Origin of the sequence: Haloarcula laminariae (genome assembly GCF_025457605.1) — an archaeon.
GTDB classification, from domain to species: Archaea; Halobacteriota; Halobacteria; order Halobacteriales; family Haloarculaceae; genus Haloarcula; species Haloarcula laminariae.
On sequence record NZ_JAMZFY010000002.1, the window covers coordinates 1,086,983 to 1,101,357 of the forward strand.

Genomic DNA, 14,375 nt, shown 5'->3' on the forward strand with positions numbered 1-14,375 from the left:
CGACGGACCGCCCGTTATTCAGCGGGCGCGGCGGTGTTTGCCTTCACTTCTTCGAGGTCGACCTCTTTCTCCAGGAGCAGTTCCTTCTGGTCTGCGACCTTCCGCTCCTCGCGGATGAGCTTCTTGAACGTGGACTGCTGGGAGAGGTCGCCGATGAGCACGCCGCCGATGAGCTGGCCGTTCTCGAAGGCCAGTCGGCGCCACTCGCTGTCGGAGTATTTCCGTTCGGCCTCGTCGTCCCCGCGCGTGGGGTGACCGAAGGAGAGGAAGGGGAAGTCGAAGTGGGTAATGGAGTAGGAGGAGACCCAGCGGAACTCCTTCTCCTCGGCGTCTTCGACCATGTTCGTCCCGGCGACCGACCCCTGCTCCTTGGCGGAGCCCCAGGCCCCGTTCTGCGCGCGGGCGTTGAGGATGGTGTCGTAGAACTGGGTCAGGTCGCCCGCGGCGTAGATGTCCTCGACGTTGGTCTGCATGTACTCGTCGACGACGACGCCGTCGTCCAGTTCGAGGCCCGCGCCGTCGAGGAACTCGGTGTTGAAGTCCAGCCCGATGGCGACGCCGGCCCAGTCCCCGTCGAACTCCTCGCCGTTGGGGTCGACCGCGCCGGTGACGTGGCCGTCGTCGTCGACCGTGAAGTGGTCGACACCGGAGTCGAAGACGGGTTCGACGCCGTTCTCGCGCAGGGCGTCATGGATGATTTCGGCGCCGTCGCTGGAGAGCGCATAGCGCCACCAGCGGTCCCCGCGCATCAGGTACTTCGCGTCGATGCCCTGGGCCGCACAGACGGCCGCGAGGTCGATACCCAGCAGGCCGGCGCCGACGATGACGCCCTGGTCCGACTCCTCGGCGTGCTCGCGGATGCCCCGGGCGTCCTGGAACGTCCAGAAGTGGTGGACGCCCTCGGCGTCGCTGTTCTCGACGGGGAGCTGGGCGGGCGTCCCGCCCGTCGCAACCAGCAGCTTGTCGTACTCGTAGGTGTCGCCCTCGTGGGTGTGCACCTCGTGAGCGACCGGCTCGATCTCCGTGACGTGGGTGTTCATCTGGAGGTCGATGTCGCGCTCGTCGTACCACTCGGGCTCGTGAATGGAGATGGGCGCCTCGGGCAGTTTCCCCTTGGCGAACTCCTTGATGAGAATCCGGTTGTAGAGAGCTTCCCCCTCGTCGGTGAGGACGGTCACCGATGCGTCTGGGTCCGCTTCCCTGATTGTCTCGGCCGCGGACGCACCCGCGATGCCGTCACCGATAATCACGTGCGACGTGCTCATATTCGGACGCTTCGGCACCATGCCTAATGTGGATTGCTATCTCCGTATCGTTTGCGAGAGGGCGATGGTTCCACTGTTACATGTTAGCAGCAACCACGATATCGGCCGCCACTCTGGCGGCCGAGCGGCCGGAGACGGACGCTGTGGACCGCTCGTACCGCGGCCAGCCGGGCCTTTCATACCGCTCGAATCCTAACGCAGAAGCGATGAAACTCCGTCAGAACGTCAAGCACTTCGCGGCCAAGCAGGCGCTGACGCTCCCGGTCGTCGGCGAGCGAGTCAACGACCGACTCGTGGACCTCCACACGAACGTCTTCATCGACAAGGCCGACCCCGAGCGGGCCGACGAGCGACGGGACCACCTCGACGACTTCTTCGACGCGACGATGGACACCTACCTCGCCGCGCTCGAAGCGGGGTATCCGGAGGCCGAGGCCCGCGAGATAACCCACGTCCAGGCCAACTTCGACTTCTACAACCACGGCTGGACGGAGATGATGGAGTTCCCCAGCGACGAGCTACAGGCCCACTACGACCGCTACGAGGACTTCTTCGGGAAGCACGGCATCACGATTTCGGACCCGCTGGGCGAGTTCCGGCCCCGGGGCGGCGTCGCCGAAGCGCCGTCGACGCCGGCGAAACTGGACGACCCCGACCACCCCCACGCGGTGGGCGGGTTCGCCGACGACGTCTACGTCGAGACGGAGGACGGCGAAGTCGTCGTGGGCGGCCAGGAGGAGCCCGAGGACGTCGACCCGAGCAAAGCGCCCGGCGCCGAGTAGAACGAGCGCGCGCCCGAGACGGCCTTAGACACCGTCGATTCGGTCCGCCACCTCGTAGCCGGCGACGATACCGCCGTTGAGCGACCGCTCGGGGTACTGGGCCTCGGAGGCCATCCCGGCGTAGTAGACGCCGTCGGCGACCTCGGCGGAGAGGTCGTAGGGGACGACCATGTCCTGGTACCCGCGCTCGTAGACGGGCGCGGTACGGGGGTTGCGGGCCGTCTTCACCCAGTTGACCGACCCGCGGTCGAACTCGGGGAACAGCGACTCGATGCCCGAGAGCCACGTCTCCCGGACCTCGTCGTCGTCCTGCTGCCAGACGTCCTCTTCGGGGGACTGGATGTAGCGGGCGACGTAGAGGAGGTGGTCGCCCCCGTACCGCTCGCGCTCGACGAAGTTCGTGTGTTCGATGAGCGCGCCGAAGGGGGCCTCGTCGGCGATGTTGAGCCAGTACGTGTCCATCAGCGGCTCATCCATGCTGATGACCGAACACACCGTCCCCTGGAAGTCGATGTCACAGGGGTAGCCGGTGAGCTCTTCGAGGACGTCGGGCATCGCCGCGACGACGACGCCGTCGACGTCGTGGTCGGTCTCGCCGTCGGTCGTGAGCCCCGACACCGCGCCGTCGTCGGTCTGAATGTCCGTCACGCGGGTCCCGGTCTCGATGTTCTCCCGCCCCACCGCCTCGACCAGCGCGTCGAGCAGCCGGCCGAAGCCGCCGTCCAGATAGCCGAGAATCTCCCCCTTGAGGAGGTCACGCTCCCCGCGGAACTTGATGCGACCCAGCAGCCAGGCGGCGCTGACGTCGGCCTTCCGGGAGCCGAACTTCGCGTCCAGCAGCGGCTCGAAGAAGGTCTCGTAGACGTTCTGGGTGGTGTGTTCGCGGGCGAACTGTTCGACGGGAACGTCCTCGAAGTCCTCGAGCCGCTCGTAGGTGTCGAAGGAGGGGACCCCGCCCCGGACGTCGATGTCCAGTGTCAGCATCCCCAGGCGGAACTTGTCGTACAGGCTCCAGTGGGGGAACGAGAGTATCTCCCAGGGCTTGTCCATCGGGTGGACGACGCCGTCGACGTAGTAGGCGTTCTTCCCGATACGCCACTCGACGTCCTCGCCCAGACCCAGCTCCTCGGCGAGTTCGACGATGGTCTCCTCCGATTTCGAGAGGTGGTGGTAGAACTTCTCGATGGGGTCGCCGTCGGTCTCGTACACCGCGGCCAGTCCCCCCACGTCCTCGCTCGCCTCGAAGACGCGGACCTCGTGTCCGCGCTGCTGGAGCCGATACGCCGCTGCGAGGCCCGCGACGCCGCCGCCGACGACACCGATCATACCTCCCGGTTTCAGCCGTTGTGGGATTTACTTTGCGTTTCGAGCGCCGGGACGTCCGCGCCGGCGGTGTCCGGACTGGACGCGGCCTCCGCCCGTTGGAACTCCAGAATCGCGACGGCGCCGTGGGGGTCGTTGTCCTCGTACCACACCTTCCCGCCGTAGAGGTCCATCATCACCGAGACGAAGTAGAGGCCGAAGCCGCCGGCGGTCTGGTCGTTTGAGATAGAGCGTTCGAACATCCGCGTCTTCAGCTCGTCGCTGATGCCGGGGCCGTTGTCGGCGACGCGGACCTGTATCCAGTCGCCGGCGTCGCGCGTGTCGATTTCGACGTGGGGGCGGTCGCTGGTGTTGTGCTCGACCGCGTTCTCGACGATGCTCCCGATCACCTCCTCGGCGAGGTGGTTGGCCAGTACCCGCTCGTCGTCTATCGCCATGTCGACCGTGACGCCGCTGTCTTCGACGGCCGATTCGACGGCGGCCTGCATGGCGGCCGAAAGCGAGATGGGCTCCAGCTGTTCGCTCTCGCTGGCGGTGACCGTCTCGTTGATGTCCTTGATGGCGTCGCTCATGTCGTTCAACCGCTCGCACCACTTGGTGATGCTGTCGATGTGGTGTTCGTCGCCGCTGTCGACGCTGTCCCGGAGGTAATCGGCCCGTCCCTGGACCACGAGCATCCCGTTGCGAATCGAGTGTCTGAGAGCGCCGTTGAAGAACTCTATCTGGTCGTTGCGGCGCTTCACGGAGTTTCGGCTCCCTCTGAGTTCGCGCTGGCGCTGGACCTGTTCGAGCGCGACCTGGGTCGTCTGGGCGAGTATCCTGGCGTACTGCTGGTCCTCGGTGGGGTAGCTGTCGTCGGCCGAGGCGATGGCGAGGACGCCGTGTTCGCCCATCGGCACCATCAGCGCCCGCTCCATCGACCCCCCACACCCCTCGCAGTCGGCGATGCGCTGCTCGCCGCTGTCGAAGGTCCGCCAGACGTTGTGGTCGGACATCGTCTCCGGGCAGATGGTCAGGTCGCTGGCGGTCCCCTCGATGACGTCGCTCACCGCGGCCGGTTCGAGCCGGCCGTCGTCGGTGGCCAGGAAGACGGCGGCGGCGTTCTGGTCCAGGACACGCGTCGCGAAGCTCACCGTCAGTTCGGCGACGCGCTCGGGCTGGTCGGCCTCGATGAACTGGCGGGTGGCCGCCTGCAGCGCCTCCAGCCGGTCCTGGCGCCGCTGCTGGCCGGTGACTTCCCGCAGCACGACCAGCCGGCCCCGCACGCCGCCGTGTTGGTCCGTGATGTCGCTGGTCTGTGGGTCGTAGTAGGACAGCGGGTCCCCGAGCGCGAACACCTCGTTCCGCTCGACGTCGTCGAGCAGCCCCTCGCTGACGTCGTCGACGGGGCGACCGCCGAGCTCGTCGGTCCCCAGAAGCGACGCCGCGGCCGCGTTGTAGTCGATGATTCGACCCTCGGTGTCGAGTGCGAGCACCGGGTCGGGGAGCTCGTCGACGAGCAGGTCTCCAGCAAGCGGCGCGACGGAGACGAAGTCGTAGCGCAACAGAGCGACCCCCACGAGGACGCCGTTGAGCGCGAACGTCAGCGGCGTGACGTCGATTCCGGGGTGGGGCGTCGCCCCGAGGACGAACAGCCCGTGGACGCCGGCGGTCAACAGCCCGGCCGTGAGGATGACGAACGTCTGCTTGCGATAGAGGTTCCGCGACCGGAGCAGGAACTCCCCGAACAGGAGGTAACCAGCCGCGATGAAGCCGAAGTGGAGCGCCATCTGTGCGACGTACCCCACCCCGGTCTCGCTGATAAACAGCGTCAGCCCGGTCTCCGTGTGACGGATCACGCCGGCGGTGACCAGCCCGTGGACCGGATTCGACAGCGCCAGCAGGCCGTACAGCGACGGCGCCAGCAACAGGCCAGCGAGCCGGGCGGGCGTCAGCCACGCTTCCCGGCCCGTGTACGAGAGCGCGAAGACGACCCACAGGCCGATGATGAGCCCGGAGGTGAGCCGCGTGAGCGGGAACACGACCGCCGCTACCGCGGGGTCCGAGGCGGTGAGCCAGGCGATGTTCAGCAGACACCAGCCGACTGCGGCGACCATCAGCCAGGCGAACGGGCCCGCCCCTGGTATGGACCGGTCCCGCCACGCACTCACCGCCAGGGTCCCGCTGACGAGCGCACCCGCTGCGCTCCCGGCGACGAGTATCCCGACGACATCGGCGTGCATCCTTCTACTGTCCGCTTCAATCTCGGCTTTTTATCACTTTGGGCCGTATTCTCAATCCTGAGAGCGTCCCCGACGACCCGCTACCTTTTTTATCACACTGCAAAAATTCGCAGGCATGCTAACTGTCCGGGCGCCGGCCACCAGTGCGAACCTCGGCAGCGGCTTCGACGTCTTCGGCGTCGCGCTGGAGCGCCCGGCCGACGTCGTCCGCGTCTCGAAGGCCGACCGGACGACAATCGAGGTGACAGGCGCCGGCAGCCAGTTCATCCCCGAGGACCCCGAGAAAAACACCGTCGGCGCCGTCGCCGAGGCGCTGGACGCCCCCGCGCACATCCAGATAGACAAGGGGGTCCGCCCGGCCTCGGGGCTGGGCTCGTCGGCCGCCAGCGCCGCCGCCGCGGCCGTCGGCCTGAACGAACTGTACGACCGCGGCCACACCCGCGAGGAACTGGTCCCCATCGCCGCCAAGGGTGAGGCCGTCGTCTCCGGCGACGCACACGACGACAACGTCGCCCCGTCTATCCTGGGCGGTTTCACCATCGCCACCGACGCCGGCGTCCGGCAGGTCGACGCCTCCATTCCCCTCGTGGCGTGTCTCCCCGACATCGTCGTCTCGACCCGGGACGCTCGCCGCGTCGTCCCCGAACACACCCGCGTCGAACAGCTCGTCGAGACCGTCGGCAACGCCGCCACCCTGACGACGGGGATGCACCGCGACGACCCCGGACTCGTCGGCGAGGGGATGCACGACAGCGTCGTCACGCCCGCGCGGGCGAAGCTCATCGACGGCTACGAGTCCGTGCGGGAAGCCGCCCTGGAGGCCGGCGCGACCGGCGTGACGATTTCCGGCGCCGGCCCCTCGGTGCTTGCGGCGTGTTACGAGGGGTCCCAGCGCGCGATTGCGAGCGCGATGCTCGACACGTTCGGCGAACACGGCGTGGACGCGCGCGCCTATCAGAGCCGCATCGGTCGGGGCGCCCGGATTTTCTGACGGCGGTCCTCCGAGTGGCCACGGCGTTCCGTGCCGAATCGAACGGAGCTGTCCGGGCCGGTTCTCGACGTTTTGAGGGCTCTACTGGTGAGTCTCGTCCAATCGAATCGTCCCGTCCCCCGATATCGAGACGCTGTGGTCCCGATAGCTAAAGGCGACGTAGACGGACTCGTCGGCCGACTCTATCACGGTTTCGAGGACGCCCGGGTCGACCACGTTGCCGAGCGGCGGGAGTTCCGCGGGGTCTTTCCCCTCCGCCTCGGCCAGGCGCCGTATCAGAGCAGTCGATATGCTCATATGCACCTCTTGGTATGTATCGTAAAAACAGTTACATATCCTACACTGAGCTGGCGAACGTAATATACTCCGAACGGTCATCGACACGCGGTCGGAATGCGGTCCGGGCAGCTCGGGACGGATTCCCCGTCGCGACGCGCACTTCGCTGTTCGCTCGTGCGGCCGCCGGCAGTGTCACCCGCCCTGGACGAACTCGTTGCGCGTCTCTACCAGCACGTCCTCGGCGTGCCCGTCGGGGTCGTAGCGGTCCGGGTCGTACACCCGCTTGACCTCGCCGTCGGCCAGGACGAAGGTGTAGCGGTCAACGCGACCGCTGCTCGTATCGAGACCGAAGGCCTCGCCTATCTCGCCGTCGGGGTCGGCGAGCAGGTCATAGAGGACGCCCATCTCCTCGGCGAACTCGTCGTGGCTCTCGACGGAGTCCATCGAGACGCCGTAGACGGCGATGCCGCCCTCGCGGAACTTCGGCATCGTCTCCTGGAAGTCACGGGCCTCGATGGTACACCCCTCGGTGAAGTCCTCGGGGTAGAAGTAGACGACTGTGGGCTCCGAGAAGTCGGGCGTGACCGTCTCGCCGTACTGGTTCTGTGCGCTGATATCGGGGGCCGGGTCGCCGGGTTCGAGCATAGCGGAGCCACGGCCTCGGCGGCTTTACCGATTTGGGCCGCGGAAGGTGTGTCGCGGGCGTCCATCGCAGGGAAGGTGGGCGCGGGCCGTCAACGGGAGATAGTGTTTCTGGGCTCGAACCGACGAGTCACCATGACATATACAGCAACCTGCGTAACATTTATTCTATATATTCTAGCTAATTAGTAACATGGGCAAAAAGTACGACTTCGTGTACTTCCGTGGCGGTGTCGAGGTCGAAACCGAAGAGGGCGGAAACCAGTACGTCGCCCGCGGCCGGCTGAGTCGTCTCCTGTGGATGGTGTACGGGGTCGTTTTCGCGGCGCTGTTGGGGTTTTTGACGCTGTTCGCTGACGGGCTGTTTTCCCGGGCCTTCTGGGTGGTCGGCATCGCTTCGTTACTCGGCGGTGTCGTCGCCGAGCCCATACTGGGAGGCCGGCGCTCGGACGTGAAAGACGTGGACGACAACACCTACGTCGAACTCATCCCGGTGACCCGGGGAATGGCAGTCGCGGCGACGATGCTCGCGACGTGGATGGGCGTCACGATGATATTCCAGTTGGTCAACCCCAGAAACGCGGCCCAGTACGCCCGAACGACCGGCTGGATTCTGGAGCTCACCGCGCTCGTCCCGTTCGGAGAAGTCATCTTCGGCGCGTTCTGCCTGCTCATGGCGTGGGGACTCTCGAGTATCGCTCGCAGTGGGTACACAGAAATCGTCCCAGCGTCCGAATAGGTGCGCTATCGGCGCGGGGCGCCTGACGAGGCGGGGCTGTGTGGCTGAGTCTCACGTCATACCCGGCCGCGTTTGGACAACCCTTTAACCTCGCCGTCGGAACTCGCGAACATGTCGCAGCCACGACTCCTGATTCTCGGTCCGCCGGGAGCAGGTAAAGGGACACAGAGCGCGAACATCGCCGACGAGTACGACGTGGCTCACATCACGACCGGCGACGCGCTCCGGGCGAACAAGGACATGGACATCTCCGACATGGACACGGAGTACGACACGCCCCGCGAGTACATGGAAGCGGGCGACCTCGTCCCCGACGCCGTCGTCAACGCAATCGTCGACGAGGCCCTGAACTCCGCCGACGGCTTCGTCCTGGACGGCTACCCGCGGAACCTGGAGCAGGCCAAGGAGCTGGAGGACATGACTGACCTCGACGTCATCCTCTCGCTTTCGGTCTCCCGCGACGAACTGGTCGACCGGCTCACCGGCCGCCGCGTCTGTGACGACTGCGGCGCGAACTACCACGTCGAGTTCAACCAGCCCGAAGAGTCGGGCGTCTGTGACGACTGTGGCGGCGAACTCATCCAGCGCGACGACGACAACGAGGAGTCGGTACGCAACCGACTCGACGTCTTCGAGGAGAACACCGCCCCCGTCATCGACCACTACGAGGACCACGACGGCTTCGTCGCCGTCGACGGCGAGCAGACCCCCGACGGGGTCTGGGCTGACATCGAGGCGGCGATCGACGGGCGGACAGAATAAAGTTCATACGTCGCCGTCGCTTTCCCCCTCACAATGGCACGAACCGCGCCGAAAGTAGAGCGACTCGCTGACGACGGTGAAGCGCTCACCGACGCGCTCGCCCGGGTGCTCGATGTCGCCGAGGAGAAGGGGACCGTCACCTGGAGCGACGTCAGCGACGACATGAGTAGCGGCGAGTGGGGGCGGCTCATCGAGTCGGGCCTGCTCGTCGACGCCGACGGCGACGGCTTCGTCATCGAGGACCCGGAGGCCGTCCGGGACGCGCTGTCGGAGACCGACGCCGACCCCGCGGAGGAGGACGACGACGGGTGGAGCCAGTGGGACAAACTGGCCGCGCTCGGGACTGTCGGGCTCTTTGCCGGCTACTCCATCAACTCCATCCGGAACGCCATCGGCGGGACCATCGACATCGCGCTCGGCCCGCTGGCGGAGGTGCTTCCCTTCTACGTCCTCATCCTGGTCCTGGCCGTCTTCACCGGGGCGACCTCCTCGATTCTCCAGGACAACATGATGGACATGTCCGGGATGGGCGACCACCAGGAGAAGATGGAGAAAATCAAGGAGCGGCGCAAAGAGGCCAAAGAGCGGGGCGACGACGAGGCCCTGGAGCGCATCGAGGAGGAGCAGATGGAGCTCATGACCGACCAGATGGGCATGTTCAAACAGCAGTTCCGCCCGATGGTCTGGATCATGCTCATCAACATCCCCGTGTTCCTCTGGATCTACTGGATGGTCTTCGGTCCCGGGCTGACCATCTCCTCGCCCGTCATGACGCTGCCCATCTTCGGCGAGGTCGAGAGCTGGCGCCGGGGGCTCGTGGGCCCGATGCAGGCCTGGATCGTCTGGTACTTCCTGTGCTCGCTGTCCTTCACCCAGATTATCCGGAAGGCGCTGGACGTCCAGACCTCGCCGACTGCCAGCTAACCCCGCCCCCTCTTTTCCGCGGTCTCCGGCAGTCCTTGCCCGTCGCTATCAATCCTCCCGCGGCTCGGCTCCCGGCAACAGCGAGACACAACTCCTTTTATCCGTAACCCCGGAGAGCTACCATGTTGATTACCGTCTCCGGTCCCGCGGGCAGCGGGAAGAGCACGCTCGCCCGGAGCCTGGCCGACGCGCTGGACTACGAACACGTCTCCGGCGGCGACATCTTCCGCTCGCTCGCCGAGGAGCGGGGGATGACGCCCCTGGAACTGAACAAGGCCGCCGAGGAGGACGCCCAGATAGACCGCGACCTCGACCGGCGGCTCCGCGACATCGCCGCAGAACGCGACGACCTCGTCCTGGAGTCGCGCCTCGCCGGCTGGATGGCCGGCGACCACGCCGATATCAAACTGTGGCTCACCGCGCCGCTCGACGTCCGGGCCGACCGCATCGCCCAGCGGGAGAACAAGCCCTTCGAGCAGGCCCGGACCGAGACCGAGGAGCGAAGCGTCAGCGAGGCCCAGCGCTACAACGAGTACTACGACATCGACTTCGACGACCTCTCGATTTACGACCTCGCCATCAACACGGCCCGCTGGGACCCGCCGGGGACCCTGAGCATCGCGCTGCACGCCGTCGACTCCTTCGACGCCGACGCGGACGAGGGCCAGGCCCCCGTCGAGGGCATCCGCTACGAGTTCTGATGGTCCGCGCCCCGCCCGACGAGCGAAGCGTCGACGACCTGCTCGCCTTTGGCGTCGTCAACCTCGACAAACCGCCCGGCCCCTCGGCCCACCAGGTCGCCGCGTGGGTCCGCGACGCCACTGGCCAGGACCGGGTCGCCCACGGCGGGACCCTGGACCCGAAAGTGACCGGCTGTCTCCCCGTGCTGCTGGGCGACGCCGCCCGCGCCGCGCGCATCTTCGACGACGCCGTCAAGGAGTACGTCGCCGTCCTGGAACTGCACGACAGCGCGCCGCCGGACTTCGACGCGGTGGTCGCCGAGTTCGAGGGCGAGATCTACCAGAAGCCACCGCGCAAGAGCGCCGTGAAGCGCCAGCTCCGGACCCGCCGGATTCACGACCTCGACGTGCTGGAACGGAGCGATCGCCGCGCCCTGCTGCGGGTCCGCTGTGCCTCGGGGACGTACATCCGCAAGCTCTGTCACGACATCGGGCTGGCGCTGGGCACCGGCGCCCACATGGGCGACCTGCGCCGGACCGCGACCGGGCAGTTCGACGACCGCTCGCTCGTCTCGATGCACGACCTCGTCGACGCGCTGTCCTTCGCCGAGGACGGCGACGAGAGCGCGCTTCGGGAGTCCGTCCGGCCCGCCGAGCACGCGCTGGCCCACCTGCCACGGCTCGTCGTCGCACATAGCGCCGCCGAGGCCATCGCCGACGGGGCGCCGGTGTACGCGCCGGGTGTTCTCGCGGCCCGGCCCGCCGAAGTCGGCGGCGCTGTTCCCACGGCGGGCGAACTGGTGGTCTGTGTCACGCCCGACGGGGCGGCCGTCTCGCTGGGCACGCTGGTCGGCGACCCCGAGGCCGAATCGGGGACCGTCGCCGAACCCGAGCGGGTGTTGGTCTGACACACGGCGGGTGCGAAACGACACCCTTAATTAACGAACCCTCCTCCTCCAAATCACGGGACCGTGGGGTAGCGGTATCCTCGGCGGATGGGGTCCGTCGGACCTGAGTTCGAATCTCGGCGGTCCCACTTCAACTTCCTACAGACGCCGACACCTGTACGCTTAGGTGTGCGAACAGCAAAGTTCCTTCTGAGCTTCGGCTGAAATTCACTCGCTCTATACCCGTCTTACAGCGCGGAGAGGCGTCGATGTGTAGCCCAAGCGGTCAGCCCGTCGGACAGGTCGCGCTCCGACTCGCCCGCGCTGGGACAGTATTGCCCCGCGGTTATCGGTCCAGTGCCCGCAGTAACGCGGACCGATGGAACGCGACCGACGCCGCTCGGCCTCGTTCCGGGTACCCGGTGTTCGTCACAACCCCCCGTGAGTCGACGGCGCTGTCGGCGATGGCGACGACCCTGTGGACAGGTCTCGGGGTCGGTACTGGCCGCACTTCCCCGTACCCCTCTCGGAGCGCCGCTCGCAGCGGCTCCGGCTCGTCGACGTACCAATCGGCGACGAGGTATTCGGTCTTGGCCAGCGCCAGGGCGGGTGGCGCGGCCATCGGCCGCTCCCAGTCGAGGACGGCCGAGACGGCGCCGTCGGCCACGAGCGCGTTTCCGGGCCGGAGGTCCCAGGGGAACAGCCTCGGGGTCGCGCGGTCGATTGGCGCGGCGTCGAGACAGTCGCTCAGTCGGTCCCGAAGCGGGTCAAACTCGGGGGGCAAGCGGCGCACGGCCCGGCGGCCGTACTCGACGAGCCAGGGGTCCCAGTCGGGACCGGCCGCGACGAGGCGGTCGTCGCCCCTCGGGTCCGCCGCTCGTGTGAGCCCGCCACAGCTGTCGAAGGAAAACGCGGCGTGTAGCTGGCCCAGATACCGGCCGAACTGTCGGGCGATGTCGCGGCGCACGGCCGGCGGGCTGTCGGTGAACGCGGCATGGAGGTCCGTTCCCGACCGGAACTCGGTGACTGCGTAGGCCTGTTCGTCGACCGTTCCGGCCGCCAGCACCGCCGGCACCGGGACGTCCGTCCGGGCGCGGACCGCCCTGGTGAGGGCCGCCTCGGTCCGGACCGCTTCGATGGTCTCCGAACACTGGACGACAAGCGGGGGGTGTCCGTCGAACCGGACCACGGCAGTCGGCCGGGTGCCGGCCGCCACGTGGTCTACTCCGACGACCGTCCGCTGGGGGTAGTGGCGGTCGACGATAGCGGTGGTCAGCGAGCGGTTCATCGGGCCCGTCTCACTGGAGTATCGCGGGGAGGTCGGCGAGCGATTCGAGGACGTACTCGGGGTCGTAGGGCTCGGGTCCGTCGCTGTCGTCGAGATACGCCGCGGCCAGCCCGGCGTTGTGGGCGCCGGCCACGTCGTAGCCCAGCGAGTTGCCGACGTACAGGGCACATTCGCCGCTGCCTTCGAGGGCCGACAGCGTTTCCTCGAAGGGCGCGGCGTGGGGCTTCCGGCGGGGCATATCGCCGGCGTAGACGACGGCGTCGACCCGGTCGGCCAGCCCGGTGGCATCGACCTTGTCGGCCTGTCGGGACTGGGGCCCGTTGGTGAGGATAGCGGTCGGCGCGGTCTCTCGGGCGGCCGACAGCGCCCGTTCGGTGCCCGGGCGAAGGGCCACCTGCGCGTTGTCGACGCCGTCGACGAACGCCGAGGCGAGCCCGATTGCGTCGACCCGACGGTCGTGCTGGGCGGCGAGTCGGGCGAAGCCGGCGCCGAGATACCCCACCTCGTCGGCGGGGTCCGGCGGACCGTCGAGCGCTGCCCACAGCTCCGCCGGGGCGCCGAACGGTTCGACGCCGACCCGCTCGAATGCCCGCTCGTACAGCGCTGCGGTGTCCTGTGTTCGCTCGACCAGCGTCCCGTCGAGATCGAAGAGAACGGCGTCAAACGTCACGATACGGTACTGTCGGACCGAACGGCAAAACCCCTTGTGCCCGGTTCGCCCGGCCGCTCACGGTCGGACCGCTGGGCCACAGCGGTACCCCGGTCCGGACGGCCTGTAGCGGTTCGAGGGGCCGATTACCGGGCGACGACGGCCGTGGAGAGGTACCTTTTTTCCGGTCCCTCCCACAGGGTACTGACAGATGCACGGGGCCCACTGTCTCACCATCGCCGGCGGCAAGGGTGGCTGTGGCAAGACCACGGCGGCGGTAAACACCGCGTACGCGCTCGACGCCGCCGGGTTCGAGGTCGTGGTCGTCGACACGGACCTGGCGATGCCGAATCTGCATACGGTGCTCGGTACGAGCCACGAACCGACGATACACGACGTGCTGGCCGATATCCACCCCCTCGAAGCCGCTATCGACACGAGCGACGACGTCGCAGCGGTGTACGGTGACCCCTCGCTGGACCGCTACACGGACGCCGACCCCGCCGGGCTCAAGACGGTGTGTGACCGCCTCGGGACCGCCTTCGACGTCGTCGTCCTCGATACGGGCGCGGGCGTCACCCACGCGACGATGGTCCCCTGCGGACTGGCCGACGACGTCGTCCTCGTGACGACGGCCAAGGAACACGGCGTGGCCGACACCTCCCGGACCAAGGAGATGGCCGAACGCGTCGACAGCCACGTTCCCGGCGTCGTCGTCACCCGCGCGGACGGCGAGACGGGCCGGGACATCGCCGAGCGCCTCGAAACCGAGTTGCTCGCGGCTGTCCCCGACGAGCCCGACGTGTTCGGGACCGAACCGGTCGTCAGGCGCGCCCCCGACTCCGCCGGCGCCGCCGCCTACGGTCGCGTGGCCGACGCGCTCGCCATCGATTGACGGCCGGACGGCGCGAGCGGTCACCGCGGCGATGCAAACGCCTTACT

15 protein-coding genes and 1 tRNA gene are annotated in these 14,375 nt (G+C 67.5%); 9 read left to right on the top strand and 7 right to left on the bottom strand.

Going from position 1 to position 14,375, the window contains the following annotated elements; translation table 11 throughout:
• Positions 1 to 14: 14 nt before the first annotated feature.
• The gene (locus NJQ98_RS17230; RefSeq protein WP_262180934.1) at positions 15 to 1,265 is read right to left on the bottom strand and encodes an NAD(P)/FAD-dependent oxidoreductase; all 1,251 of its coding nucleotides are present in this window, start codon (positions 1,263 to 1,265) and stop codon (positions 15 to 17) included.
• 206 nt (positions 1,266 to 1,471) lie between these two features.
• Between NJQ98_RS17230 and NJQ98_RS17235 the strand changes: the two genes are divergently transcribed.
• Positions 1,472 to 2,047 carry a DUF6149 family protein gene (locus NJQ98_RS17235; RefSeq protein ID WP_262180936.1) on the top strand — a complete coding sequence of 192 codons (576 nt, stop codon included), beginning with the start codon at positions 1,472 to 1,474 and terminating at the stop codon, positions 2,045 to 2,047.
• Positions 2,048 to 2,071: 24 nt separating this feature from the next.
• Here the strand turns inward: NJQ98_RS17235 and NJQ98_RS17240 are convergent, their stop codons facing one another.
• Positions 2,072 to 3,373 (bottom strand): NAD(P)/FAD-dependent oxidoreductase, encoded by a 1,302-nt coding sequence (locus tag NJQ98_RS17240; RefSeq protein ID WP_262180938.1) that lies wholly within the window; start codon positions 3,371 to 3,373, stop codon positions 2,072 to 2,074.
• Between the two features lie 11 nt (positions 3,374 to 3,384).
• Positions 3,385 to 5,592, bottom strand: coding sequence for a sensor histidine kinase (locus NJQ98_RS17245; protein ID WP_262180940.1), 2,208 nt, complete (start codon positions 5,590 to 5,592; stop codon positions 3,385 to 3,387).
• Between the two features lie 115 nt (positions 5,593 to 5,707).
• Between NJQ98_RS17245 and NJQ98_RS17250 the strand changes: the two genes are divergently transcribed.
• Positions 5,708 to 6,583, top strand: coding sequence for a homoserine kinase (locus NJQ98_RS17250; RefSeq protein ID WP_262180942.1), 876 nt, complete (start codon positions 5,708 to 5,710; stop codon positions 6,581 to 6,583).
• Between the two features lie 81 nt (positions 6,584 to 6,664).
• On the opposite strand, the gene NJQ98_RS17255 is transcribed toward NJQ98_RS17250, so the two are convergent.
• Together NJQ98_RS17255 and NJQ98_RS17260 are read right to left on the bottom strand one after the other, a co-directional pair.
• Entirely contained in the window at positions 6,665 to 6,880 is a 216-nt protein-coding gene (locus tag NJQ98_RS17255; protein WP_262180944.1) for a HalOD1 output domain-containing protein, read from the bottom strand.
• A gap of 174 nt (positions 6,881 to 7,054) precedes the next feature.
• Positions 7,055 to 7,507 carry a peroxiredoxin gene (locus NJQ98_RS17260; RefSeq protein WP_262180946.1) on the bottom strand — a complete coding sequence of 151 codons (453 nt, stop codon included), beginning with the start codon at positions 7,505 to 7,507 and terminating at the stop codon, positions 7,055 to 7,057.
• Positions 7,508 to 7,697: 190 nt separating this feature from the next.
• On the opposite strand from NJQ98_RS17260, the gene NJQ98_RS17265 reads away from it, so the two are divergent.
• The 6 genes from NJQ98_RS17265 to NJQ98_RS17290 all read left to right on the top strand — a co-directional run bounded on the left by NJQ98_RS17265 (position 7,698) and on the right by NJQ98_RS17290 (position 11,645).
• Positions 7,698 to 8,243 (top strand): hypothetical protein, encoded by a 546-nt coding sequence (locus NJQ98_RS17265; RefSeq protein WP_262180948.1) that lies wholly within the window; start codon positions 7,698 to 7,700, stop codon positions 8,241 to 8,243.
• 111 nt (positions 8,244 to 8,354) lie between these two features.
• Entirely contained in the window at positions 8,355 to 9,005 is a 651-nt protein-coding gene (locus tag NJQ98_RS17270) for an adenylate kinase (protein WP_262180950.1), read from the top strand.
• 33 nt (positions 9,006 to 9,038) lie between these two features.
• Complete coding sequence (locus NJQ98_RS17275; protein WP_262180951.1) at positions 9,039 to 9,929, top strand: DUF106 domain-containing protein; 891 nt, start codon at positions 9,039 to 9,041, stop codon at positions 9,927 to 9,929.
• A gap of 122 nt (positions 9,930 to 10,051) precedes the next feature.
• Positions 10,052 to 10,630 carry a (d)CMP kinase gene (gene cmk, locus NJQ98_RS17280; RefSeq protein ID WP_262180953.1) on the top strand — a complete coding sequence of 193 codons (579 nt, stop codon included), beginning with the start codon at positions 10,052 to 10,054 and terminating at the stop codon, positions 10,628 to 10,630.
• On the top strand, positions 10,627 to 11,517 hold the full coding sequence (locus tag NJQ98_RS17285) for an RNA-guided pseudouridylation complex pseudouridine synthase subunit Cbf5 (RefSeq protein WP_262181020.1): 891 nt from the start codon (positions 10,627 to 10,629) through the stop codon (positions 11,515 to 11,517). Before cmk ends, NJQ98_RS17285 begins: the two co-directional genes overlap by 4 nt.
• 57 nt (positions 11,518 to 11,574) lie before the next feature.
• A tRNA-Pro gene (locus NJQ98_RS17290) sits at positions 11,575 to 11,645 on the top strand.
• A gap of 197 nt (positions 11,646 to 11,842) precedes the next feature.
• Here NJQ98_RS17290 and NJQ98_RS17295 read toward each other — a convergent pair.
• The gene (locus NJQ98_RS17295; protein WP_262180955.1) at positions 11,843 to 12,784 is read right to left on the bottom strand and encodes a phosphotransferase family protein; all 942 of its coding nucleotides are present in this window, start codon (positions 12,782 to 12,784) and stop codon (positions 11,843 to 11,845) included.
• A 10-nt stretch (positions 12,785 to 12,794) separates the two neighbouring features.
• Entirely contained in the window at positions 12,795 to 13,457 is a 663-nt protein-coding gene (locus tag NJQ98_RS17300; protein ID WP_348533584.1) for an HAD family hydrolase, read from the bottom strand.
• 187 nt (positions 13,458 to 13,644) lie between these two features.
• On the opposite strand from NJQ98_RS17300, the gene NJQ98_RS17305 reads away from it, so the two are divergent.
• Positions 13,645 to 14,328: a MinD/ParA family ATP-binding protein gene (locus NJQ98_RS17305; protein WP_262180959.1), complete on the top strand. Its 684-nt coding sequence runs from the start codon at positions 13,645 to 13,647 to the stop codon at positions 14,326 to 14,328.
• Positions 14,329 to 14,375: the final 47 nt, after the last annotated feature.

Excerpts from the sequence above, each read along its gene's own strand:
- NJQ98_RS17295 (WP_262180955.1), bottom strand. The coding sequence starts at position 12,784 with ATGAACCGCTCGCTGACCACCGCTATCGTCGACCGCCACTACCCCCAG.
- NJQ98_RS17255 (WP_262180944.1), bottom strand. The coding sequence starts at position 6,880 with ATGAGCATATCGACTGCTCTGATACGGCGCCTGGCCGAGGCGGAGGGG.
- NJQ98_RS17260 (WP_262180946.1), bottom strand. The coding sequence starts at position 7,507 with ATGCTCGAACCCGGCGACCCGGCCCCCGATATCAGCGCACAGAACCAG.
- NJQ98_RS17275 (WP_262180951.1), top strand. The coding sequence starts at position 9,039 with ATGGCACGAACCGCGCCGAAAGTAGAGCGACTCGCTGACGACGGTGAA.
- NJQ98_RS17305 (WP_262180959.1), top strand. The coding sequence starts at position 13,645 with ATGCACGGGGCCCACTGTCTCACCATCGCCGGCGGCAAGGGTGGCTGT.
- NJQ98_RS17270 (WP_262180950.1), top strand. The coding sequence starts at position 8,355 with ATGTCGCAGCCACGACTCCTGATTCTCGGTCCGCCGGGAGCAGGTAAA.
- NJQ98_RS17250 (WP_262180942.1), top strand. The coding sequence starts at position 5,708 with ATGCTAACTGTCCGGGCGCCGGCCACCAGTGCGAACCTCGGCAGCGGC.
- NJQ98_RS17235 (WP_262180936.1), top strand. The coding sequence starts at position 1,472 with ATGAAACTCCGTCAGAACGTCAAGCACTTCGCGGCCAAGCAGGCGCTG.
- NJQ98_RS17265 (WP_262180948.1), top strand. The coding sequence starts at position 7,698 with ATGGGCAAAAAGTACGACTTCGTGTACTTCCGTGGCGGTGTCGAGGTC.
- NJQ98_RS17240 (WP_262180938.1), bottom strand. The coding sequence starts at position 3,373 with ATGATCGGTGTCGTCGGCGGCGGCGTCGCGGGCCTCGCAGCGGCGTAT.
- cmk (WP_262180953.1), top strand. The coding sequence starts at position 10,052 with ATGTTGATTACCGTCTCCGGTCCCGCGGGCAGCGGGAAGAGCACGCTC.
- NJQ98_RS17230 (WP_262180934.1), bottom strand. The coding sequence starts at position 1,265 with ATGAGCACGTCGCACGTGATTATCGGTGACGGCATCGCGGGTGCGTCC.
- NJQ98_RS17245 (WP_262180940.1), bottom strand. The coding sequence starts at position 5,592 with ATGCACGCCGATGTCGTCGGGATACTCGTCGCCGGGAGCGCAGCGGGT.